Source organism: Klebsiella oxytoca, assembly GCF_009707385.1.
Taxonomy (GTDB): Bacteria; Pseudomonadota; Gammaproteobacteria; order Enterobacterales; family Enterobacteriaceae; genus Klebsiella; species Klebsiella oxytoca_C.
The window spans coordinates 2,325,465-2,348,710 of sequence record NZ_CP046115.1; the positions used below are offsets into that span (position 1 = coordinate 2,325,465).

Genomic DNA, 23,246 nt, shown 5'->3' on the forward strand with positions numbered 1-23,246 from the left:
TCGGGCGCGATGCTACTATGAAAACGGCGTCGAGAAAATAGGGGAAGACGCCCGCCTGCGCGGGCGTGAGGGTTCAGAAGGAGAGGGTCACGCCCGCGTAATAAGCTCGTCCTGGTTCGTTATAGGTCGAAGCCCCGGCGTTTTCTCGATAAATCCGCTTATCGAAAAGGTTGCCGATCCCGGCGTTCAGGCGCAGATCTTTCATCAGCTGATAGTTGCCGCCAATGCCAACCACGGAATAGGCGCCGACTTCATTGGTCGCCAGTACTCCCGTCTCGTTGCGTGTTTCCGCATATTCGCGTGGTTTCTGTCGACCGTACAGAGTCCAGTTGACGTTGGCTGAAAGCTTGCTGGTAACCTGCCAGTCGAGCATGCTGTTGATGGTATATTTCGGAATAACGGACAGCGGGTTGCCAGTCTCTTTGTTTTCCGATGTGATCATATAAGTGGCATTGGTTCGCCAGCTGAGCGTATCTGCAATCACCGGAACCAGCAGGGTACCCTCGAGACCTTCAACCACCGCTTTGCCGCCGTTCTGCCACTGGAGAATATTTGCGCCGCTGGCGGTATTACCCAGTACCTCGGTACCGGAGACGATTTTATTTTTATAATCGTTGCGAAACCAGGTGATCCCGGCGTTATAGCCGTTCAGATTAAACTCAAGGCCGATCTCTTTGTTAATGCTGATTTCAGGGTCAAGATCCGGATTACCGAGAAGATAGCAGCTGCCGTTGGCGATACTGTTCGGGCAGCCGTTACCGCGGGTGGATAACAAATACCCTTCGCTGGACTGATACAGGTTTGGCGCTTTAAACACCCGGGCAATGCCCGCCTTGACCTTAAACATATCACCCAGATCCTGCGACAGGTTCAGGCTTGGGCTCCAGTTGCTACCAAAATCGTTATGATAGTCGAAGCGCAGACCGGGAATAATGTTCGTGCCCGGTACGGCTTCAATATTATCTTCGAGATAAATACCGGTCAGGGTGGCGCTATTTTTTGTGCTGCGCTCCGCAGGGTTGCCGGAAGTGCCGGGAATCGCTTCCGTCGCGCTGGTGGCCTGCATCGATGCCGGATCGTTTAGATCGTCGCGATTCCACTCCATACCCAGGGTCAGGGTCTGTTCTGCAAGCCAGGTGAATGGAATATTCAGCTCGCCGGTTGAGCGCCACGACTCCAGACGGCTGGTATCATAGACATCGCTGTTAATCATCCCCTCTACGCGTCCGGTCGTTCCTTCCTGCAGGCGGGTGTTGTTAGTTTTCTCGTAGTAGACGCCGGCTTTCGACTGCCCCCAGTCCCAGATCCCGTTATAGGTCAGGCCCCAGGTCTGACGGTACATGCGGTTAGTCTCATGGCCATACAGAGAATCGACCAGGCCATTTGGGCTGACGTTGCCGTTGCTGTACTGCGTATCTCCGGCATAGATGTTGCCCTGGCGGCTATAGGCATAGCTGAAATCAACAATCTGCTGGGGCGTTACTTTCCATGAAAGCAGGGCGTTAATATCTTTGTTGCGCACACCTTCGCGGCCTGCGGCATAAGAATCATTTTGCGCGTGGTTAATATCCCAGGCATCGGGTTCAGTTTTATTGATGTTGCCGTACAGCCGCATGGTCAGGGCATCCCCCGCCAGCGGTCCATTGAGGTTGAAGTTAGCCCGGTTCGTGGAGCCTTCTTTATTATTTTCCGGCTGATTAGTATAGAGCGAGAGCGAGCCGTGCCAGTCGTTGGTGGGGCGTTTCGTGATAATATTGACAACGCCGCCCGCGGCGCCAGAGCCGTAGCGTGCGGCGGCGGGGCCGCGCAGAACTTCAATACGTTCAACCATTTCTGGCGGCACCCAGTTGCTGTCGCCGCGAGTATCACGTTCGCCGCGCCAGCTATAGCGTACCGAGTTGCGGGAGGTGACGGGGACGCCATCAATAAGAATTAGCGTGTTTTCCGGCCCCATACCGCGAATATCGATTTGACGATTGTTGCCCCGACTGCCGCTGGCGCTGTTGCCGGTCAGGTTTACGCCGGGCATCTTACGAATTATTTCTGAGAGATCGTTAACCGGAGGATCTTTAGCGATATCTTCCGCGGTGATGATTGAGACGCCCGGCTGCTGCTTCAGCGCTTCTTCGGCGGTTCCCAGGATCACCATCGTTTCGGTATCCTGCTCCACTTCTTCGGCGAAACCACCCGGACTAAATAAGCCTGCGATGGCGAGAGCAAGGGGAGTGGCTAGGTGTTGTTTCTGCGGTCTCATTATAAATATCCATATCAAAACGGGATGAATTGAGATCGAGAATATCAATGATAACGATTATCATTACAATAATGTGCCGTTAATCTCCATAAAATCCTCACAATTGCCGCAACCTTCCGGTATTAAGTAGATATTCTGGAGAATCCGGCGGGCTTTGGCCAGACGCTGAAAGCATAAAAGTGGGTGTACGATCGAAAAAACGGCACGCAGAGCTGCGTGCCGGAGGAATAGCAGTTTAGTGATTGTCGTCCTGCGGCATATGGCGATAAATGTAAACGCCGCTCAGCAGGGTGAACACCAGCGTCAGGGCCGTCAGACCGAAGACCTTGAAGTTGACCCAGATATTCTGCGGCAACCAGAAAGCGATATAGATATTCGCCAGTCCGCAGAGGATGAAAAACACCGCCCAGGCCAGATTCAGCCGCGACCACACCTGCTGCGGCAGCGTCAGCTCTTTACCCAACATGCTCTGGATCAGCGGCTTCTTCATTACCCACTGGCTAAACAGCAGCGCGCTGGCAAACAGAACGTAAATTACCGTGACCTTCCACTTAATAAACTCGTCGTTATGGAAGAAGATGGTCAGCCCGCCGAAAACGGCGACCAGAACAAAGGTAATCAGCGCCATTTTCTCGACTTTGCGATAGCGCACCCAGCTGTAAATCAGCACGATGGCGGTGGCGATGATTAACGCCGTTGTCGCGGCGTAGATATCATAAAGCTTGTAGAATACGAAGAAGACTACCAGCGGTAAAAAATCCAGAAACTGCTTCATACATCGGTTCCGTCGTTCAGGGTGGCCGGGGTGAGCCCGGCCCGGATTAAATTAATGGCGAATAAGCATATACAAGCGGAATAAATAGATCAGCAATAATGCAGAGATCAGATTGCTGAGGGTATTTATTACCACTGCCCCGACGTTTGGCGTAAGCACAGCGAAGCTGGATGCAAACAGCAGCAGCAGAGTTTTTGCCAGCAGCCAGCCGATAATCGCCGGGGCTACCAGCCGTACGTTGGCCCAGGCCAAACGCATACTGCTACGCATGGCGTTGAAGATGCCGATTTTATCCTGCACCAGCATCACCGGCGCAAAAGAGAGCACGATAGCCAGCAGGACGCCCGGCACCACCACCAGCATCATCCCCAGCTGGACGACAAACGTGGTCAACAGGATCAGCAGCAGCAGCTTTGGCAGCACCGGCGCGGAAGCGCCAATCGCGCGCAGCGCGCTGACTCTCTGACCTGCGGAGATCATCTGAATCATCAGCAGAACGCCGCCAGCAAGAATGGCGTTACCCACGAGACCGGAGAAGGTAGAGGCGGCGGATGCACGCAGCAGGATCTGTTGTTGATCCGGCGTCATGCTCTGAACCAGCTCAAACAGGCCGCCGTTTCCCCCCAGGCTATCGCCCTGACTCAATATCGACAGCTGCTCTTCACTGGGTGAAAAGGCATGGCCAAGTACTACCGTAATGAACGCGCATAACAGCGCAATCAGCAGGATAGTAACGAACTGATTGCGGAAAAAGTTTCCGGTGTCACGGTAGACGGACTTTGCCGTGATAGACATGCATTCTCCTTGAGTATTGCAGGTGTTAACTAGCCGGCGATTGTACCGCAAATCGCGGCGGGGTAGCAGTCTCTGCTCCTGTGCGCAAAGTATATCTTTGTAAATAGAAGAGGAAATCAGCGCAGTCCTGCTTCAGTAACCAAAACGATGAAATTGATTTGATACGTTTATCACTGATTGTATTAGGAAAGTAAAAATTAATCTGGATCAATAAATGTTAAATTTACCGACTTAATGTGATCTATGTTGGTTCAAACATACTTTATTGTAGGTATATTCTTGCGCTGAATAACCATAATGAGGAAGTGGGTATGAAAAAGTTAGCAGCGGCGGTTGTTATTCTGAGTAGTCTTTCCGGTGGTAGCGTCTGGGCGCACGAAGCCGGTGAGTTTTTCCTTCGCGCGGGCTCGGCAACGGTCAGACCGACCGAAGGGGCTGGCGGCACATTAGGCAGTCTTGGCGGCTTTAACGTTAGCAACAATACGCAACTGGGCCTGACGTTCACCTATATGGCAACGGATAATATCGGCGTAGAGCTGCTGGCAGCCACGCCGTTCCGTCATAAAGTGGGAACGGCAACAACCGGCAATATTGCTACCGTTCACCACTTACCGCCGACCTTAATGGCACAGTGGTACTTTGGTGATTCCAGTAGCAAACTGCGTCCTTACGTTGGCGTAGGTGTCAACTACACCACCTTCTTTGACGAAAGCGTGAACGATACGGGTAAGAGAACGGGCATCTCCGATCTGAGCCTGAAAGATTCCTGGGGCGCAGCAGGGCAGGTGGGGCTGGACTATCTGATTAACCGTGACTGGCTGATTAACATGTCGGTATGGTACATGGATATCGATACTAAAGCGGACTACAAGCTGGGCGGCGTTAAGCAGCACGACGATATCCGTCTGGATCCGTGGGTGTTTATGTTCTCTGCGGGATACCGTTTCTAAACTATTTGCTAAAGCTGGTCGTTATGACCAGCTTTATTTTTCTGCCTGTCGTCAGCATCCTCGCCACCAACGGTAATGCCTTAAGTACTCAAACGCTCCCCGTAACGCTTCTGGCAGGCGTTACTCATTACCCCATCTATTCAGAAACTCGGCGATATCATCGATACGCTGTTCACCAATACCAGCCTGGATCGCCATCTCTGCCTGGTCCTCTTCGCTGATTTCTTCATTATTCATCAGGCGGGTAATCAGCAGCTGAAAATAGCGGGCCAGAGCTTCGCGTTCTGACTCGCTAACTGGCTCAGCGGCCTCTGTCGAATACTCATCGGCGATGTCATAATACTTTAGTGGTACTTCTTCGTGCATAAATCGCTCCTGGGGTTGATGTTGATGCCAGCTGCTGCCTGCATACTCTGGCATCAATAATATCATTCCTGCTCCGTATTATCCCGGCAACGTTGCGGAAAATGCATGAACAGCCTGTGGCGGATGCCGGGCCCCTGTTGTGATGGGGCGCAACGGCTATGCTGAGGATAGCGACCACCGTTGATTAAATTTTAGGGAATATTTTCTATCGACGTAATCGGGACAGAAAGCCGTTACAGCATGATTTATCGTGGTATTGCTTGTGATGGTTTATAAAAGACCTCCTGTCATTAGAACGGTAACTCTGATATAAAGACGCCTGTGTTAAGTATATTGCGTCGAATGCTTGTGTTTTGGGTGAATAAGCGATTTCTTACAGATTTAAGGAGGGTTTTGAGTAACCAGCAGGCTTTCTTATTTTTTTTATGGGTTCAAAAGGCGGTGTAAAAAATCGTTTCTTATACAAATCTGACCTTTGCCAGTCTAAGAAATAAGCTGCTTCCTTTTCATTAATACATTTAAAAATTTATTAAGATCTTGTGTGCCTTTTATTTTAAAGTCGTGCATAACGTTTTTCTTATGCGAATAAACCGTTTTATAGTTAATTTTTAATTCATGGGCTATTTCCATTTGATTGAGTCCAAGGCTAAGGGCATGAACAACTTTTGACTGGGCATGCGTAATCGATTTGCAGGGACAGTTAATACAACTGATCGTTTCTGCAGCTATGGCCTCTTCATTCTCTGTCGCTCTGAACTCATTAATGTGAGCGTTAATTTTATTTCTTATTGCCGGGATGGAGTCGGCTTTGTATATAAAAAAGCAATTTTTTGTGCAGTTGGTTAGCTCCGTCGGTAAATATTCATTTTTCTTCTCCTGGAGAATAAATAACAGACTTTTATTGGTTCTGTATTTTAACTCGTCGTTACACAAGAATATTTCCCCAGGCTCCATTTCAGTAAAGATAATATGGGCCTGAGCAATGTTGTATTGAGTGTAGCTGTCCTGAAAGCTAATATCTTCATCTGTGGCAACAGACTCCAGAACCAGCTGTTTTATAGCATGTTTAGAGTAGACGTTTTTAGTATTAATTAAAATATTTATCATATGCACGGATTCACACGGTTATAAATGAAAGTACTCTGATTTCAAATAACGCCAGGGCGCAGAGAGACTCATGCTTAAAGTAAATGGTTAATAGTGACAGATGGTTTAAAGGCTTTAAATAAGATATTGTAGGTCTTCAAAAAAAGCAACATTTGTGTGCAAAATAAGACCCTGGACATTTTTTGTGAGAAAATTCTTAATTTTCATAAACCTATTTGTAATTCTTTGGGTTTTTTATTATGGAAATTTTATTTATTTTTATTCTGCACAAAAAGCTTAGTGTAAAAATCGGTTTGCTGATAAAATATTGGCGGCTAATGGTTTGCTAAGGATATTATCTCAGGAAATGAGGAACTCTGCCTTTAATGAAATAGTAGAATGGATTGAGGACCATCTGGCAATTAATCCGTCGGTTGCTGATATCGCCAGTGGAGTAGGGTGTTCTCGACGCACTGTTTATAATGTATTTTATGAATATGCTGGTATTCCCGTCGGAAAATATATCCGAATGCGCAGAATGACCTATGCCGCTGGCAGGTTAAAACTGACCCGACAATCCATTTCATCCATCGCCTGTCAGTTGCATTTCGACTCACCTCAAACATTTTCCCGAGAGTTTAAAAAGAATTTTGGTCGTTGTCACGGAGAGTACCGGCATTCAACATATTGGGATTTGTCTTTATTACATCAGAAAGTTACCTCCCATGACTGCCGGTTTCCTGAACCTTATCTTTGTTTACTTGAAGAGCAGATATTCGCCGGATATGGATTCAACTACACGCTGTCGCTGAGCGATGATATTGCTTCAAGAAAAAATATCACCCGCAGGAAAATTACCACCAGCATGTTCGGTGACGATCGTGACATTTTTATTCTCTCTGACTTTTTTCCTGCGGCCAGCAATGCATATAAAACGATGATCAATGGATTTATTGGCACGCCTTTGAATTTGCGAAATGACGCTTGCCGGGAGATAAGGATAGCGAAACGCGGATGGTATCTTGGTCTGGACTTTAGCGGCTCATGGGAAGAATTTACGTTACTGTCAAATCATGTTTATATGAAATATCTTCCTGAGTTAGGGCTATATCGTCGGCAGGGCTACGATATCGAACGTTTTGCTCCCCTGAAAAGGGCTGGTATTGCAAACACGCGTTCGATTTATACCATTCAGTATTTTGTACCGGTAGCTTACATTTAACCCACCAGTAGCGATGTTTCCCGCCGTTGTTTACCCGTGCGCGCAGTCGTAAGCTCAGCTCCTTGCCACAAGCGCGAGGCTGTCCATGACCGGTTAAGCGCGCCAGGCGCGGCGCCAAAAAAAGCCCGCACAGGTGCGGGCCAAAATACTGGAAGCAATGTGAGCAATGTCGTACCGAATACCTGACTCGTTTGCTCAACTATTCGGTATTGAGAAAGATAATATTTCTCATTTAAAATATCAACCCTATCTTTTGTGCAGAAGTGATTTTTTATCGACGATGGAAACGGTACGTTTCTGGCTGTCGTTCTGCACCCAGGGCTCGCCAATCGCGAATGCGCTCAGGGACGTAGCTGATGAATGAAGTACTGCCTGACTGGAGGTAAGCAGGTGTAGTGGCGTTGTTTCGCCTGACGCGTAAATATGCTGAGAAATAGCCGCCCGGCGGAGAACCGGGCGGGAGAAGCGCTTAAGCGGCTCTGGTGGCGGCTTTAAGCCCCTGGGCAAAGGCTTTCAGTTCATCCAGCATCGCCTGCGGATCGTTAACGTTGCGCTCGATAATTTTAACGATAGCGGAGCCAGAAATCGCGCCTGCTGCGCCTGCGTCAATCGCGGCGGTAACCTGCTCTGGCGCGGAGATACCAAAGCCCTGCAGCGGCGGCGCGGCATGGTACTCGGCCAGCTTCTCGATCAGATGATGCAGCGGCAGGGCGGCACGATTTTCTGCCCCGGTGACGCCTGCGCGTGAGAGCAGATAGGTGTAGCCGCGACCGTGAGAGGCAATCTGGCGCAGCAGATCGTCATCGGCATTTGGCGGGCAGATGAAAATCGGCGCGATGTTGTGGCGCAGCGCGGCCTGGCGGAACGGGGCGGACTCTTCGACGGGAACATCGGCTACCAGCACGGAATCAACGCCAGCGCGCTCGCAGGCGGCGTAGAATTCATCAATACCGGGGCTGAACACCAGATTAGCGTACATCAGCAGGCCGATTGGGATAGTCGGGTGCTTTTGACGAATCGCCGCCAGCATTTCAAAGCACTGGGTGGGCGTGACGCCTGCGGCGAAAGCGCGCAGAGTTGCGTTCTGAATCGTCGGACCGTCCGCCAGCGGGTCGGAGAAAGGAATGCCCAGCTCCAGCGCGTCAGCGCCCGCTTCAATCAGCGTATCGATAATTTTCAACGATTGCCCCGGATTAGGGTCGCCGAGGGTTACGAAGGGAACAAATGCGCCTTCCTGGCGGGCTTTCAGTTGTGCAAACAGCGTCTCGTAACGTTCCATCAGATTTCCCCTCGCGCTTTCAAAATATCGTGTACGGTGAAGATGTCTTTATCGCCGCGGCCGGAGAGGTTAACCACCAGCAGCTGCTCTTTTTGCGGGTTTTCGCGCATCATTTTCAGCGCGTGCGCCAGGGCGTGGGAGGACTCCAGCGCCGGGATAATCCCTTCATGGCGAGAAAGCTCTTTAAAGGCATCCAGCGCTTCATCATCGGTAATTGAGACGTAATCGGCGCGGCCAATGCTGTTTAAATAAGCATGCTGAGGGCCCACTGACGGGAAGTCGAGTCCGGCGGAGATAGAGTAGGACTCCTCAATTTGCCCCTCGGCGGTCTGCATCATCGGCGATTTCATACCGAAGTAGATACCCACGCGACCGTGCTTCAGCGGCGCGCCGTGTTCGCCAGACTCAATCCCGTGACCGGCTGGCTCTACGCCAATCAGGCCAACTGAAGTTTCGTCGATAAAATCGGCGAACATACCGATGGCGTTAGAACCGCCGCCGACGCAGGCGATAACCGCATCCGGCAGGCGTCCCTCTTTCTCCAGAATCTGGGCCTTGGTTTCTTCGCCAATCATACGCTGGAATTCACGCACGATGGTCGGGAACGGATGCGGGCCAGCGGCGGTACCGAGCATATAGTGAGCCTTTTCGTAGCTGCCGGACCAGTCGCGCAGCGCTTCGTTACAGGCATCTTTCAGCGTTGAGGAGCCGCTATGCACCGGTATCACTTCCGCCCCCATCAGGCGCATCCGAAAGACGTTCGGCGACTGACGTTCGATATCTTTAGCACCCATATAGATACGGCACTTCAGGCCAAGCAGGGCGCTGGCGAGTGCTGAGGCTACGCCGTGCTGACCGGCGCCGGTTTCGGCGATAATTTCCGTTTTGCCCATACGTTTTGCCAGCAGCGCCTGACCGAGCACCTGGTTGGTTTTATGCGCGCCGCCGTGCAGCAGGTCTTCACGCTTGAGATACAGCGTGGTGCGGGTACCTTCGGTAAGGTTGCGGCATCTGGTCAGCGCCGTCGGGCGACCGGCGTAATTTTTCAGCAGATCGGTAAATTCAGCCTGGAATGCCGGATCTTTTTGCGCGCTAACGAAGGCTTCCTCCAGCTGGCGCAGGGCGGGCATCAGGATCTGCGGAACGTACATCCCGCCGAATTCGCCAAAATAGGGGTTCAGTAAAGTACTCATTGTTGCTCCTTAATATGCGCGCAGCGTTTGAAACACCGAGGCCAGTTTGCTGGCATCTTTAATACCCGGCTGCGACTCTACGCCTGAATTAAAATCGAGTCCGGCACAGCCGCTTTTGGCGGCTTCCACACAGTTATCGGCGCCGAGGCCGCCTGCCAGCAGGACGTTACGCAGGTCCTGACCTTGCAGCAGGGACCAGTCGAAGCGCTGGCCGGTACCGCCCTGGCCGTTATCGAAAACATATTTGTCGACATGGTTCAAATTACGCTGCGGTAATGTTTCGCCAACGCTGAGGGCTTTCCAGATTTGCACGTTGCCCGGGAGTTCGGCACGCAGGGTATCTATATAAGCCTGGTCTTCGCTGCCGTGCAGCTGGACTGCGGCTAAGTTCAGACTTTCAACGCGGGCGACAACTTCCGCCACCGGCGCATTGCGGAACACGCCGACGTAGCTCAAAGGGGCGCTTTCAATCACCGTTTGCGCCTGAGCCTCATTCACCGCACGCGGCGAGGTCGGGACAAAAATCAGGCCGCCGTAGACGGCGCCGGATTCATACGCCGCCCGGGCATCCTGAGGACGGGTCAGGCCGCAGACTTTATTCTCGCCGAGCAGCACGCGCTTCACGGCGGCGTTCAAATCGGCGTGTTCCATCAGCGCCGAGCCAATCAGAAAGCCATTGGCGAAGTGACTCAGTTCGCGTACTTCGGCATAGGTATGGATACCGGACTCGCTGATCACCGTGACGCCATGACCGAGCTTAGGCGCCAGGGTGCGGGTACGGTTGAGGTCAATCGACATATCGCGCAGATCGCGGTTGTTGATGCCCACTACTTTCGCTTTCAGCGCGATGGCGCGCTCCAGCTCTTCTTCGTTGCTCACTTCGGTCAGCACGCCCATGTTCAGGCTGTGCGCAACGGCAGAGAGCTGGCGATACTGCTCGTCATCCAGCACCGAAAGCATCAACAGGCATGCGTCGGCCTGATAGTAGCGCGCCAGGTAGATCTGGTAAGGATCGATGGTGAAGTCCTTACACAGAATCGGCTGCGGCGCGACCTTGCTGACGATTGGCAGAAAGTCGAAGCTGCCCTGGAAATACTTCTCATCGCACAGCACCGAGATAGCCGAGGCGTAGTGCTTGTAGACGCCGGCGATGGCCGCCGGGTCAAAATCATCGCGAATCAGGCCCTTTGAAGGAGAGGCCTTTTTGCACTCGAGAATAAACGCGGTACGAGTGCCGGCAAGGGCATCATAAAAATTGCGCTGCGTCGGTACCACTTCATTTTGAAAACTGGCTAACGGTTGTTGTTGTTTGCGGGCTTCTACCCAAATCGCTTTGTCGGCCACGATTTTTGCTAAAACGGTCTGCATTTTTTATCCTCTTGCCGCCAGGGCGGTCACTCTGTCATAGGCCGCTCCGCTGCGCAGCACATCAATGACCTGCTGCGCGTTGGCCTTCAGATCCTCATGTCCATGTAAACGCATCAACATGGCGACGTTGGCGGCAACGGCGGCTTCGTGAGCGGCATCACCTTTACCTTGTAGCAAGCGCGTAAGAATGTCACGGTTTTCTTCCGGCGTGCCGCCTGCCAGCTGCTCCTGATGATAAGGCGTCAGGCCAAAATCGGCGGCGGTCAGCTGGTAGCTCTTGATTTCGCCATTGCTTAATTCCGCGACCACCGTCGGCGCGTGCAGCGACACTTCATCCATCCCGCCGCTATGGACCACCGCGGCGCGCTGGTAGCCCAGCACGCGCAGGGTTTCCGCAATCGGCAGGACCAGTTCCGGGCTGTAGACGCCAATCAGCGCCAGCGGCGGATGCGCCGGGTTGATCAGCGGCCCGAGCACGTTGAACAGGGTACGGGTTTTAAGCTGCTGGCGTACCGGCATGGCGTGACGGAAACCGGTGTGGTACTTCGGCGCAAACAGGAAGCATACGCCCAGTTCATCCAGCGCCTGGCGAGATTTATCGGCATTCATATCCAGATTGATACCGAATGCTGCCAGCAGGTCGGAAGAACCGGACTTGCTCGACACGCTGCGGTTGCCGTGTTTGGCGACCTTCAGGCCGCAGGCGGCGGCAACAAAGGCGCTGGCGGTCGAAATATTGATACTGTTGCTGCCGTCGCCGCCGGTACCTACGATGTCGGCAAACAGATAGTCCGGGCGCGGGAACGGCGCGGCGTTTTCCAGCAGTGCGGTAGCGGCGCCGGCGATTTCCTGTGGATGCTCGCCGCGCACCTTCATGCTCACCAGCGCGGCGGCCAGCTGCTCAGGCTTCACTTCACCACGCACGACCGCCGAGAACAGCTGGTGGCTCTCCTGCTGGCTCAGGGTTTCTGCCTGATACAGTTTTTCCAGAATCGGCTGCAGGGTATTGGTCTGTTCCAGCTTCTGCAGCGCCCAGGCCAGCGTTTGCTCAAGCAGACGCGCGCCCTGGGTGGTCAGAATTGATTCCGGATGGAACTGGAAGCCGCAGACGCGATCCGCGTCGTGACGTACCGCCATGACCATGCCGTTAAAGTGGGCGTTGATGGTTAATCCCGCCGGAATGTTGCTGCCCACCAGCGAGTGGTAGCGGGCGACCGGCAGCGGATTGCTCAGCCCGGAAAACATAGCCTGGCCGTCGTGTTCAATGCTTGAAGCCTTACCGTGGAGGATTTCCCCGGCCTGGCCGACATAGCCGCCGTAGGCTTCAACAATTGCCTGGTGGCCAAGGCAGATACCGATAATCGGCAGCTTGCCGCGCATGCGGGTCAGCAGCTCCGGCATACAGCCAGCTTCGCTCGGGGTTCCCGGCCCCGGCGAGAGCATCAGTACCGGATTTTTCATGGTGCCGATGCGCTCAATCAGCGCCTGCGCCGGGACGGAGTTGCGGTAAATCACCACGTTATGGCCGTTCGAACGCAGCTGGTCTGCCAGGTTATAGGTAAAAGAGTCGATATTATCGAGCAGCAGAATGTCGGCCATTAGAAAGTCTCCTTCGCGTGGTGGGCCTGAGCGATAGCGCGCAGCACCGCGCGAGCTTTATTACGGGTTTCATCGGCTTCTGATTGGGGAACGGAATCAAGCACGATACCGGCCCCGGCCTGAACCGTAGCGATTCCATCCTGTACGTAGGCAGAACGAATCACGATGCAGGTATCGAGGTCGCCGTGGGCGGTAAAGTAGCCCACCGCGCCGCCGTAGCTGCCGCGGCGTTTGCCTTCAGCGGCCGCGATAAGCTGCATGGCGCGTACTTTCGGAGCACCGCTGAGGGTGCCCATGTTCATACAGGCGCGATAGGCATGCAGAACGTCGAGATCGCTGCGCAGCTCGCCAACCACGCGGGAGACGAGGTGCATCACGAAAGAGTAACGGTCGACTTTGGTCAGGTCGGCGACGTAGCGGCTACCGGGAGTACAGATGCGCGCAAGGTCGTTACGCGCCAGGTCAACCAGCATCAGATGTTCGGAAAGCTCTTTATGGTCGGTGCGCATCTCCAGTTCGATACGGCTGTCGAGATCGCGATCCAGCGAACCATCGGCGCGGCGGCCGCGCGGACGGGTACCGGCGATCGGGTAGATTTCAATCTGGCGATTGGTGGCATCGTACTTGAGAGAGCTCTCCGGCGACGCGCCGAACAGGGTAAAGTCGTTATCCTGCATAAAGAACATATACGGGCTCGGATTGCTCTTCTTCAGCACATCATAAGCAGCCAGCGGCGACGGGCAGGGCAGCGAGAAGCGGCGCGAAGGTACGACCTGGAAGATCTCTCCCGCCCGGATAGCGCGCTGCATTTTACGTACCACGGCACCGTACTCTTCGTCGCTTTGATCGCAATCGCAGCGCATCTCGGCCACCGTGGTTACCGGAAGCGGCGCCGGCGGTTCGTTCAGCTGCTGACGGAGCTGAGCAAGACGCTGTAAGAGACGCTGTTTTTCGCTTTCCAGCGGGGTGAACAGGCTCGCCTGGATGCGGGTGTTTTTGGTCTGATGGTCAATAACCAGCAGCGTTTCCGCGAGATAAAAGCAGTAATCCGGGCAGGCAGTATCGCTTTCCAGCGGCGGCAGATCTTCAAAACCGGCAACCAGGTCATAGGCAAACAGGCCACCGAAGAACATCGCTTCGCGCTCATCCTGCGGAACGGTAATCAGCTCCTGCAGCAGGCGGAATGCGTCAAATACCGATAACGAACACAGGCGGGCGTCTTCATCTAACAGCGAGCTGACCGGCGGGAAGGTTAAGACCCGGCTATCAGGCTGACGCTGATTATTAATGCCTGAAGGTAAAGCGCTATCCAGCAGATCCAGCAGCGCCGTACCGTTGGCCGAAAATGACTGAATAGTGACGGTGTCACCTAACGCGGTAATGCGCAGCGCGCTATCAACCAGCAGCAGGCTCTTTAAATCATCCTTACTGTCGATATCAGCGGATTCCAGCAGCAGGGTGGCCGGACGCGCGCCGCAGAGCTGGTGGAATAACGCCGTGGGGTTTTCCCGATAGATGGCGTCGCTGGTGAGAAGCTCGAGTGCCGGTTTTGATGTTTGCATTATTGTTCTCGCCTGTTCGGTATAATAATTTGTCCAATAAAAAGCCCGCTCATTGGCGGGCCGGGTATCTGTATGCTGAGTGCAAAACGCGATCACGCCGCCCGATAACAGGAGGTGCGCCACCAGCCGTGCAGAGTGATAAATTGCGTTTTCATCGTTGATACCCCTTCATGTGAACTTGCGTACTAGTTAACTAGTTCGAGAGATTAAAGTCAACCCCTGTTTGCAGATTTTCTCTATCAGTCGGTATGATGATGCGCTTATTAATATCCTTAATCCCTTAAGCTGCAGAACTACAGTTAATCTGCCTGTGACTTAAAAGTATGACGGGTACAGGTTCATGTCCAGCAGGAGTCATCTTGAGCAATACCAATTACGCAGTGATTTACGACCTGCACAGCCATACCATCGCCTCTGACGGGCGACTGACTCCAGAAGAACTTGTCCATCGCGCTCACCAGATGCGCGTCGGTACCCTGGCGATAACCGACCATGATACCGTGGCGGCAATCCCTGCCGCCCGGGCGGAAATCGAGCGAGCCGCTTTACCGTTGACGCTGATTACCGGGGTGGAAATTTCCACGCTGTGGGAAAACCACGAAATTCACATAGTCGGGCTGAATATCGATATTGCCCATCCGGCGATGACCACGCTGCTTGATGAACAGAAAGCGCGTCGCCAGGCGCGAGGTCAGCAGATTGCCGAGCGGCTGGAAAAAGCGCGCATCCCGGGCGCCTGGGAAGGGGCGCTGAAGCTGGCGGACGGCGGTGCGGTGACGCGCGGTCATTTTGCCCGTTTTCTGGTGGAAGCCGGCTACGCAACCAACATGGCAGACGTCTTTAAGAAATATCTCGCGCGAGGGAAAACAGGTTATGTTCCGCCCCAGTGGTGTACAATAAAACAAGCAATTGATGTCATTCATCATTCTGGCGGTAAAGCGGTTATTGCCCACCCCGGGCGCTATGACCTCTCGGCGAAGTGGTTGAAACGACTATTGGCCCACTTTAGCGAACAGGGCGGCGATGCGATGGAGGTGGCGCAGTGTCAGCAGGCGCCGCACGAGCGGGCTCAGCTTGCCGCCTACGCAATACAGTACGGCCTTCACGCTTCGCAGGGGTCTGATTTTCATCAGCCTTGTCCATGGATCGAACTGGGCCGCAAACTTTGGCTACCCGCTGGTGTAGAAGGGATCTGGCGCAGTTGGGAAGTGGCTGTAGAACAAAATTGAGAGGGAAGTATGAGCCAGTTTTTTTATATCCATCCGGAAAACCCGCAGGCGCGGTTGATTAACCAGGCGGTGGACATTGTGCGTAAAGGCGGGGTTATCGTCTATCCGACGGATTCCGGCTACGCCTTAGGCTGCAAAATTGAAGATAAAGGTGCGATGGAGCGGATTTGCCGGATTCGTAATCTGCCAAACGGCCACAACTTTACGCTGATGTGCCGCGACCTTTCCGAACTGTCGACCTATTCATTCGTCGATAACGTGGCCTTTCGTCTGATCAAAAACAACACGCCGGGCAACTACACCTTTATCCTTAAAGGAACCAAAGAGGTACCGCGTCGCTTGTTGCAGGATAAGCGTAAGACCATCGGGATGCGCGTGCCGTCAAACCCGATTGCGCAGATGCTGCTGGAAGCCTTGGGCGAGCCGATGCTGTCGACGTCGCTGATGCTGCCGGGAAGCGATTTTACCGAATCGGACCCGGAAGAGATCAAAGATCGCCTGGAGAAGCAGGTGGACCTGATTATTCACGGCGGCTATCTGGGCCAGCAGCCGACGACGGTTATCGATCTCACCGAAGATACCCCGGTTGTGGTTCGTGAAGGTGTTGGTGATGTGAAGCCGTTCCTGTAATTACTGATGTTATTCCACGGAAGGAATAGTTATGAGATGGACATGGATCTGTCGATTTTTTCTTTTGCTGTGGCTGTTCAGCGTTCCGTTCAGCCATGCGCGTTCTGACCATTTATCCCCTGCAGAAGAAGCGATTGCGCTGTTTGACGTTCAGGCCTTCATGCGTCCTGACGGGGTGCTGGATGTGCAAGAAAACATTCACTTCCAGGCGCGCAACAGGCAGATTAAACACGGTTTTTTTCGCGATCTTCCGCGCATGTGGCTGCGGCCAGATGGTAACGCGGCCCTGTTGACGTATCATGTTATTGGCGTGACCCGTGACGGAAAACCTGAACCCTGGCATCTGCTCTGGCGCAGGGGGACCATGAGAATCGTCGTAGGCGATGAACAGACACTTCTGCCGGAAGGCGATTATCGCTACCAGGTGCACTATCAGGTCAGCAACGCGTTTATCCGCGATGGCGATGATGACGTGCTTATCTGGAACGTCACCGGTGATAGCTGGTCGTTCAAAATATACCAGGTTCGCTTCGCCCTGCAGCTGGTGGAGGCTCAAGGAGATCCGTTTAAGCATATCGACTTTTTTACCGGCGATTATGGCGAAAGGTTAAAAAATGGTCACCTTCTGCCGGACGGGCGCATTGAGTCCCGCGAACCCTTCTACCAGCAGGATTTTACCGTACTCTATCGCTGGTCTCGGGCGCTGTTGCCTGATGCCGCAGAGCCTCAGGCGACTCATCTTCTCCCGCATCTTTTTATCCCCACGCGATTGTCGTTGATCGTCTGGATCCCCTGCGGGCTGATGGCGGGTTATTTCTTGTTTTTATGGCTACGCAGGCCGCGCTTTACCCCGGTTGACGTGCCGGTGCTGACGTCAATGTCCACGGAGTTTTCACCCGGCTATCTGCGTATGGCGGCGAAGCAGACCTACGACGATAAAGGTTTTTGCGCCGATGTGACCCACCTGATTGTGAAAGGGCGGGTGGCGCTGGAGAGCATGCCGGGTGACAAAACGCAGCAATGTCTGGTGAGGGTTCATTCGGGGGCGAGCAGAAAAAGCGATATACCGACCCGGGAAGAGCAACTCTTGATGGATCTGTTGTTCCGCAAGGGCGATAAGGTGGTACTTAAGGGGCGCTACAATAGAACGCTGCGTAAAGCTTTTACGCGGATGGAGAAACACTATCGTCAGCAGCATAAGGGCGCGGGGTATCGGCCTTTGAGCTTCGTGTTGTTTGGGATTGTGGCGATGTTTGCGACCCAGGCTCTGGCTAATGCGCAGAGTCTGGGCTGGACGGCCAGAACCTTAACTGCGGATTGGTTTGTGGGCCTTTTCTTCGTTCTTCCGCTTCTCTTTAGCGGCGTGAGCCTGGTGGTTGACGGCGATCTCGGCAAACCGATTCGCAAGAGTTTACTGGCGACGTTGTTCTTTCCGCTTATCGGTGGTGGCCTGATTTTTCTGTTTCTATGGGCAAATATGGGTTTTTCGCTCTTTCAATGGTATATGCCCGCCGGATACTTCAGCGCATGGTGCCTGACCGGTTATATCACCGCGCTGGGCTTTTGCTTCCTTCCACAGCTTACGCAATCAGGCCAGCAGCGCTTAGCCCAGGCCAGGGGGATAATCCACTATCTGGAACGTCTGGAGGCAGCGACGCACAGCGGACAACGGCGCAAAGGTGAATCCCGTTACCTGGATATTTCATTGCTTAGCTGGGCGGTAGCCGCAGGGTTGGGTAAGGAGTGGGCCAATCGCCTGGCTCCATCCCTGGCGGCAGCGATTAAGGCGCCGGAAATAGCCAGATCCGGGGTGTTATTGTCCTTGCAGGCGCATTTGAGCATCGGGGCCTCCAGCGCTTCTGGTTTCGGCAGCGGCGGGGGATTTTCAGGCGGCGGTGCCGGAGGTGGCGGCGGAGGCGGATGGTGAGTTGTGCTATGCTCATCACAGCAAAGAAGCATTCATCTTAAAGTTCGTGTACCATGTTCGCCCACGCGAGAAGGCGTATTGCTGATGTGCCGCTTATTGCGGTACATCAAGTTACACGTTTTAATGCAAAACTATGTACAGAACAGGGTGTTAGGTTTTTTCTTTCTCGGCCCTGTTTTTCGAAGTATACCAGACGCCTGGGAAGGCGACACCTTAAGGAAGCTCAATGAGCGAGAAATTACAAAAAGTGCTGGCCCGCGCTGGCCACGGCTCCCGCCGTGAAATTGAAGCCAAAATCGAAGCTGGCCGCGTCAGCGTAGATGGCAAAATCGCCACCCTTGGCGATCGCGTTGAAGTGGTCCCCGGTTTAAAAATTCGCATCGACGGTCACCTTGTCTCAGTGAAAGAGTCTGCGGAACAGATTTGTCGCGTGCTGGCCTACTACAAGCCGGAAGGCGAACTCTGTACCCGTAACGATCCGGAAGGGCGTCCAACGGTATTCGATCGTCTGCCAAAGCTGCGCGGCGCGCGCTGGATTGCCGTCGGTCGTCTTGATGTCAATACCTGTGGATTGCTGCTGTTCACTACCGACGGCGAACTGGCTAACCGCCTGATGCACCCGAGCCGCGAAGTAGAGCGTGAATATGCGGTGCGCGTATTTGGCCAGATAGATGATGACAAGCTGCGTCAGCTGTCTCGCGGCGTACAGCTGGAAGATGGCCCGGCGGCGTTTAAAACCATTAAGTTCACCGGTGGTGAAGGTATCAACCAGTGGTACAACGTCACGCTGACCGAAGGCCGCAACCGCGAGGTTCGCCGCCTGTGGGAAGCCGTTGGCGTGCAGGTCAGCCGCCTGATCCGCGTGCGCTATGGCGATATTCTGCTGCCGAAAGGCCTGCCTCGCGGCGGCTATACCGAGCTGGACCTGGCGCAAACGAACTACCTGCGTGAGCTGGTAGAGCTGACGCCGGAAACCACCTCTAAGGTTGCGGTCGAAAAAGATCGTCGTCGCATGAAAGCGAATCAGATTCGCCGTGCGGTTAAGCGCCATAGCCAGGTGAGCAATAATAATAACCGTCGTTCCAGCAGCCGTAATAACGGCAACGGTTAATACTTTCAGTTCCGGCGGGTACCGCCGGAATCCTTTCTCCTGTGATACCTTTCACAGTTCTGTATAAAGACAAAAAACAGGAAATCCCCGGACAAATAACGCAAAGCGGTGCGTCAGGCCACGCCATATACTGACGGCACTAATTACATAAACAGGTAGCCTAAAATGGATACAGCAGGAAAACTATCGGCAAGCTATGTGGTTATCGGCGTTAAAGAAAAAATAGGTTATGGTTTTGGTGATTTTGCTTCTAATTTATCATTCGGTTTTGTTTCTCTTTTTTTGCTTTTCTTCTATACCAATATCTACGGTATCAGCGCCGTACAGGCCAGCCTGATCTTTGTTATTGCCCGTGTCATTGATGCTGTTTTTAATATTCTGATTGGTTTTGCGATCGATAAAACTCACAGCCGTTACGGAAAATTACGCCCGTGGTTGTTGTACGGTTCAGTTCCGCTTGGTTTTCTCACGGTTCTCTGTTTTGTCCCCTTTGGCGGTGAGGCAAAATTCTATTTTGCACTGATCTCCTATACTATTTATTGCCTGGCATATACGGCGGTGAATACGCCATATTCGGCGCTGACCAACCGTTTAACGCAGCATGAAGCCTCCCGCTCGTCGCTGTCGGTATATCGCTTTGTGCTGGCTATTGTCGGCTATCTGATAGTATCCACCACTGCGGATATGTTGATCTCACCGTTTAGTGATAAACAGCTCGGCTACGTCTTCGCCGTCTCTTGCTTTGCACTGCTGGCAACGTTTTTGTTCCTTGCCTGTTTCGGGATGACCAAAGAGCGGGTTGGCGAAGAAGAAGATACCCCGGCTCCGACGCTGCGGGAAATGTTGAAGGCGGTGGCAGGCAATGCGCCGTTAATTAACCTCTCATTGTTTACCGTCTTTTTTTATATTGCCTATACCGTGTGGATGGCTATCGCCATTTACTTTATTAAATATATTATTGGCAGCGAAGGTTTTACCTCTACCTTCTTTATGATTCAATCGGCAGCTTATATTGTCGGTACCGTTATTTCGGAAAAAATCATTGCGCTGACAGGTAAAAAGAAGATGACGCTGATAGCGCTATTGATCGGCGTGGTTGGGGTACTGATGCAGTATTTTATCGCTGGCGATAATATCTGGCTCATAATGATCGGAGTTTGTTTGTACAGCATTACGCTGGGGATGGGTTTTGTTTCTATGTGGTCAATGATTGCTGATACCGTCGAATATGCCGAATGGCACCATGGAGTACGAACCGAAGGCGCAATTTACGGCTTCTTTAATTTCATCACTAAACTAGCGATGGCCATTGGCGGCGGCTGCGCCGGGTGGATGCTGGACTATTATCACTATGACGCGGGCAATATTACCGCCAGCGCGATTAACGGCATTAACGTTCTGATGACGCTATTCCCCGGAGCGATGTTTGCGCTCAGCGCCATTTTTGTCGCCTGCTATTCGCTGGATGAAAAAACCTATCGCGATATTGTGCAAAAAATCAGCCTGCGTAAACAGAACGCGCTTTAACCTCAGGGAGCCAGAGAGATGAATAACGATTTTGACACCATCCTTGCCGCGATGAGCGCGGAAGAAAAAGTGGCGCTGTTGACCGGCAGCGGCTTGTGGCGCACGGCTTCCCTGCCGCAGCATGGAATTGAAGATATCATTATGACCGACGGTACCTACGGCGTGCGCTACAGCAGCGCGCAGATTGATGGTCGGGAAAAGTGGAGTATGGATGACTTTATCTCGGTCATCACTCAAACCGCGGATCGGGCCAGCGCTGAAGAGCCCGTTGCGAAAGGGGGAAGTGAAGCGCTGTTCAGCACTTCGCTACCGGCGACCTGCTTTCCCAATGGCTCCAGCCTGGCCTGCTGCTGGGACGTTGAGCTGGTGCATCAAATGGGGCGGGCGCTGGGGAGAGAGTGTCAGCAGATGGGCGTTGGGATCCTGCTCGGGCCCGGCATTAATATTCGCCGCACGCCTCTGGCCGGTCGCGGTTATGAATATTACGCTGAAGATCCGGTAGTGAGCGGCGACATCGCCGCAGCGCTGATTAACGGCCTGCAGCAGGAGGGCGTTGGCGCCAGCCTGAAACACTTTGCCGCAAACAACTCTGAGTACCGCCGCACGGAAATGGATTCGATCATTGAAGAACGGGCGCTGCGGGAAATTTACCTGGCGGGTTTCCAGCGGGCGATTGCAAAATCCCGGCCGTGGACGGTGATGTCCTCCTACAATCGTCTTAACGGCGTACAAACTTCGCAGGATCCGTTTTTACTCACTCAGGTATTGCGCGATGAGTGGGGATATGACGGCCTGGTGATGTCCGACTGGTATGGAATTAAAGATCGCCCGGCATCGCTGATGGCGGGTAACGATCTGGCAATGCCGGAAACCCGTCGCGATAAACAAACCCTGTTGGCGGCCATTGAAGCCGGCGAAGTCCCGATGGCGGTGGTAGACCGCGCCTGCCGACGGATGCTGGCGCTGCTGGATAAGGTCCAGCGCCATCGCCGCCCGCAAACGCGAGCTGACTTTTCGGCCCACCATGAGCTGGCGCAGCGGCTCGCCGGCGAATCTATTGTGTTATTAAAAAACGAAGACGATCTGCTGCCGCTACGCCCGGAGAAAACCCCGCGCATCGCGGTGCTGGGGAAACCGGCGCAGGAGCCGGTGATTCAGGGGTCCGGATGCGCTACCACGGTACCGTATCTCCTCGACCGCCCGCTGGATGAAATTTTCGATCTCGCCGGTGACGATTATAGCGTCTCCTGGGCCGTGGGTGCACCGGATGATTTACGCGACGATGAACAGGCGCTGGCGCAGGCCAGTCGCGTTGCGCAAGAGGCTGATGTGGCGGTTATATTTGTCAGTACCGCCGTTGGCGAAGATGGTGAAAACGGCGATCGTCAGGATCTGAATATTCTGCCGGTGCATGAAAGGTTGATTCGTGAGGTGGCGGCGGTCCAGCCAAACATTGTTGTGGTATTGGCTAACAGCGATGCGGTGGTTATGCCGTGGCTGGGTGAATGCAAAGCGCTGCTGGAAACGTTTTTTGCCGGGCAGGGAATGGGGCGCGCGGTGGCGGAAATTCTCTTCGGCAGACGTAACCCCTGCGGCAAACTGACGGTGACGGTCCCTAATTCACTGGAGGAAACTCCCGCATGGTTGCACTACCCGGGTGAAAATCTGCGCCACCATTACGGAGAAGGGATTTTTGTTGGCTATCGCTATTACGATAAGCGTTGCCTGACGCCGCGTTTCCCGTTTGGCTTTGGTCTAAGCTATACCCGGTTTGCTTACGATAATATCGCGCTTTCAGCCTCCCGTTTAGGCGCTGATGAGACGCTTAACGTCTCGTTTGAACTGACCAACTGCGGAGAGTATGCGGGCAAAGAGATTGTCCAGCTGTACGTCAGCGCGCCGCAGGGGGAACTGATTCGTGAAGTGCAGTCGTTAAAAGCGTTCAGTAAAGTTGCGCTGGCCGCCGGAGAGTCACTCCGCGTAAGCCTGCAGCTGCCTATTGCTGAACTGGCCTGCTATCATCCTGGCCTCGGCGAGTGGGTGGTGACGCCGGGAACCTGGCAGATTCGCGTCGGCGCCTCATCCCGGGAGTTACCGTTAACTGCGGAAATTGAAGTGGATTGTCCGCCGCGATTTGTACCACTACGCGACGATAACTCGCTGCAGCAGCTGATTCAGCAGCCAGAGGCTTTTGCCCGGGTTGTCAAGCTGATTGCCGATAAGAGCCAGATGCCAGAGGATCAGGTACGAGAAAAGCTCATTCGCCTGGCGCCGGACCTGTTTTGCGGACTGTTGATTGCGCTGACCGAATTCCTGGCGCTGGATATTGAGCGCGATGAGCTTAATAGCGTGCTGGCCGGGCGCTGATTGTTG

At 53.5% G+C, this 23,246-nt stretch carries 18 protein-coding genes and 1 other annotated feature; of the genes, 8 read left to right on the forward strand and 10 right to left on the reverse strand.

The genetic code is table 11. The annotated features are described in order from the left end of the window. Positions 1–73 precede the first annotated feature (73 nt). From GJ746_RS10730 to GJ746_RS10740, 3 genes are all read right to left on the reverse strand, one after another. Complete coding sequence (locus GJ746_RS10730) at positions 74–2,254, reverse strand: TonB-dependent siderophore receptor (RefSeq protein ID WP_154680180.1); 2,181 nt, start codon at positions 2,252–2,254, stop codon at positions 74–76. A gap of 235 nt (positions 2,255–2,489) precedes the next feature. Next, positions 2,490–3,029, reverse strand: coding sequence for a septation protein A (locus GJ746_RS10735; RefSeq protein ID WP_154680181.1), 540 nt, complete (start codon positions 3,027–3,029; stop codon positions 2,490–2,492). A 51-nt stretch (positions 3,030–3,080) separates the two neighbouring features. Beyond that, positions 3,081–3,824: a YciC family protein gene (locus tag GJ746_RS10740; protein WP_154680182.1), complete on the reverse strand. Its 744-nt coding sequence runs from the start codon at positions 3,822–3,824 to the stop codon at positions 3,081–3,083. A 311-nt stretch (positions 3,825–4,135) separates the two neighbouring features. Between GJ746_RS10740 and ompW the strand changes: the two genes are divergently transcribed. Next, positions 4,136–4,774, forward strand: a complete 639-nt coding sequence (gene ompW / locus GJ746_RS10745) for an outer membrane protein OmpW (protein WP_154680183.1) — start codon at positions 4,136–4,138, stop codon at positions 4,772–4,774. Positions 4,775–4,894: 120 nt separating this feature from the next. Here ompW and GJ746_RS10750 read toward each other — a convergent pair whose 3' ends face one another. Then, positions 4,895–5,140 carry a DUF2543 family protein gene (locus GJ746_RS10750; protein WP_154680184.1) on the reverse strand — a complete coding sequence of 82 codons (246 nt, stop codon included), beginning with the start codon at positions 5,138–5,140 and terminating at the stop codon, positions 4,895–4,897. A 483-nt stretch (positions 5,141–5,623) separates the two neighbouring features. Then, a complete protein-coding gene (locus tag GJ746_RS10755; RefSeq protein ID WP_154680185.1) occupies positions 5,624–6,247 on the reverse strand; it encodes a helix-turn-helix transcriptional regulator in 624 nt (207 codons plus the stop codon). 346 nt (positions 6,248–6,593) lie between these two features. Here GJ746_RS10755 and GJ746_RS10760 point away from each other — a divergent pair, with 346 nt between their 5' ends. Then, positions 6,594–7,448 carry a helix-turn-helix domain-containing protein gene (locus tag GJ746_RS10760; protein WP_154680186.1) on the forward strand — a complete coding sequence of 285 codons (855 nt, stop codon included), beginning with the start codon at positions 6,594–6,596 and terminating at the stop codon, positions 7,446–7,448. A 469-nt stretch (positions 7,449–7,917) separates the two neighbouring features. On the opposite strand, the gene trpA is transcribed toward GJ746_RS10760, so the two are convergent. From trpA to GJ746_RS10785, 5 genes are read right to left on the reverse strand one after another with little or no spacing between them, the layout of a single operon-like run. Further along, positions 7,918–8,727 (reverse strand): tryptophan synthase subunit alpha, encoded by an 810-nt coding sequence (gene trpA / locus GJ746_RS10765; RefSeq protein ID WP_154680187.1) that lies wholly within the window; start codon positions 8,725–8,727, stop codon positions 7,918–7,920. Further along, positions 8,727–9,920, reverse strand: a complete 1,194-nt coding sequence (gene trpB / locus GJ746_RS10770; protein ID WP_154680188.1) for a tryptophan synthase subunit beta — start codon at positions 9,918–9,920, stop codon at positions 8,727–8,729. Before trpB ends, trpA begins: the two co-directional genes overlap by 1 nt. A 9-nt stretch (positions 9,921–9,929) precedes the next feature. After that, positions 9,930–11,288, reverse strand: a complete 1,359-nt coding sequence (gene trpCF / locus GJ746_RS10775) for a bifunctional indole-3-glycerol-phosphate synthase TrpC/phosphoribosylanthranilate isomerase TrpF (RefSeq protein WP_154680189.1) — start codon at positions 11,286–11,288, stop codon at positions 9,930–9,932. 3 nt (positions 11,289–11,291) lie between these two features. Next, on the reverse strand, positions 11,292–12,887 hold the full coding sequence (gene trpD, locus GJ746_RS10780; RefSeq protein ID WP_154680190.1) for a bifunctional anthranilate synthase glutamate amidotransferase component TrpG/anthranilate phosphoribosyltransferase TrpD: 1,596 nt from the start codon (positions 12,885–12,887) through the stop codon (positions 11,292–11,294). Next, entirely contained in the window at positions 12,887–14,449 is a 1,563-nt protein-coding gene (locus GJ746_RS10785; protein WP_154680191.1) for an anthranilate synthase component 1, read from the reverse strand. The genes trpD and GJ746_RS10785 overlap by 1 nt, the downstream gene beginning before the upstream one ends. 35 nt (positions 14,450–14,484) lie before the next feature. Continuing rightward, positions 14,485–14,580 (reverse strand) — a sequence feature (Trp leader region). A 228-nt stretch (positions 14,581–14,808) separates the two neighbouring features. On the opposite strand from GJ746_RS10785, the gene rnm reads away from it, so the two are divergent. From rnm to GJ746_RS10815, 6 genes are all read left to right on the forward strand, one after another. Next, complete coding sequence (gene rnm, locus GJ746_RS10790; protein WP_154680192.1) at positions 14,809–15,678, forward strand: RNase RNM; 870 nt, start codon at positions 14,809–14,811, stop codon at positions 15,676–15,678. 9 nt (positions 15,679–15,687) lie between these two features. Next, positions 15,688–16,308: an L-threonylcarbamoyladenylate synthase gene (locus tag GJ746_RS10795; RefSeq protein WP_154680193.1), complete on the forward strand. Its 621-nt coding sequence runs from the start codon at positions 15,688–15,690 to the stop codon at positions 16,306–16,308. Between the two features lie 31 nt (positions 16,309–16,339). Continuing rightward, positions 16,340–18,235 (forward strand): DUF2207 domain-containing protein, encoded by a 1,896-nt coding sequence (locus tag GJ746_RS10800; RefSeq protein WP_154680194.1) that lies wholly within the window; start codon positions 16,340–16,342, stop codon positions 18,233–18,235. 226 nt (positions 18,236–18,461) lie between these two features. Next, positions 18,462–19,346 carry a 23S rRNA pseudouridine(2605) synthase RluB gene (gene rluB, locus GJ746_RS10805; RefSeq protein ID WP_154680195.1) on the forward strand — a complete coding sequence of 295 codons (885 nt, stop codon included), beginning with the start codon at positions 18,462–18,464 and terminating at the stop codon, positions 19,344–19,346. Positions 19,347–19,511: 165 nt separating this feature from the next. Then, a complete protein-coding gene (locus GJ746_RS10810; RefSeq protein ID WP_154680196.1) occupies positions 19,512–20,873 on the forward strand; it encodes an MFS transporter in 1,362 nt (453 codons plus the stop codon). 18 nt (positions 20,874–20,891) lie between these two features. Further along, the gene (locus GJ746_RS10815) at positions 20,892–23,240 is read left to right on the forward strand and encodes a beta-glucosidase family protein (protein ID WP_154680197.1); all 2,349 of its coding nucleotides are present in this window, start codon (positions 20,892–20,894) and stop codon (positions 23,238–23,240) included. Positions 23,241–23,246 lie beyond the last annotated feature (6 nt).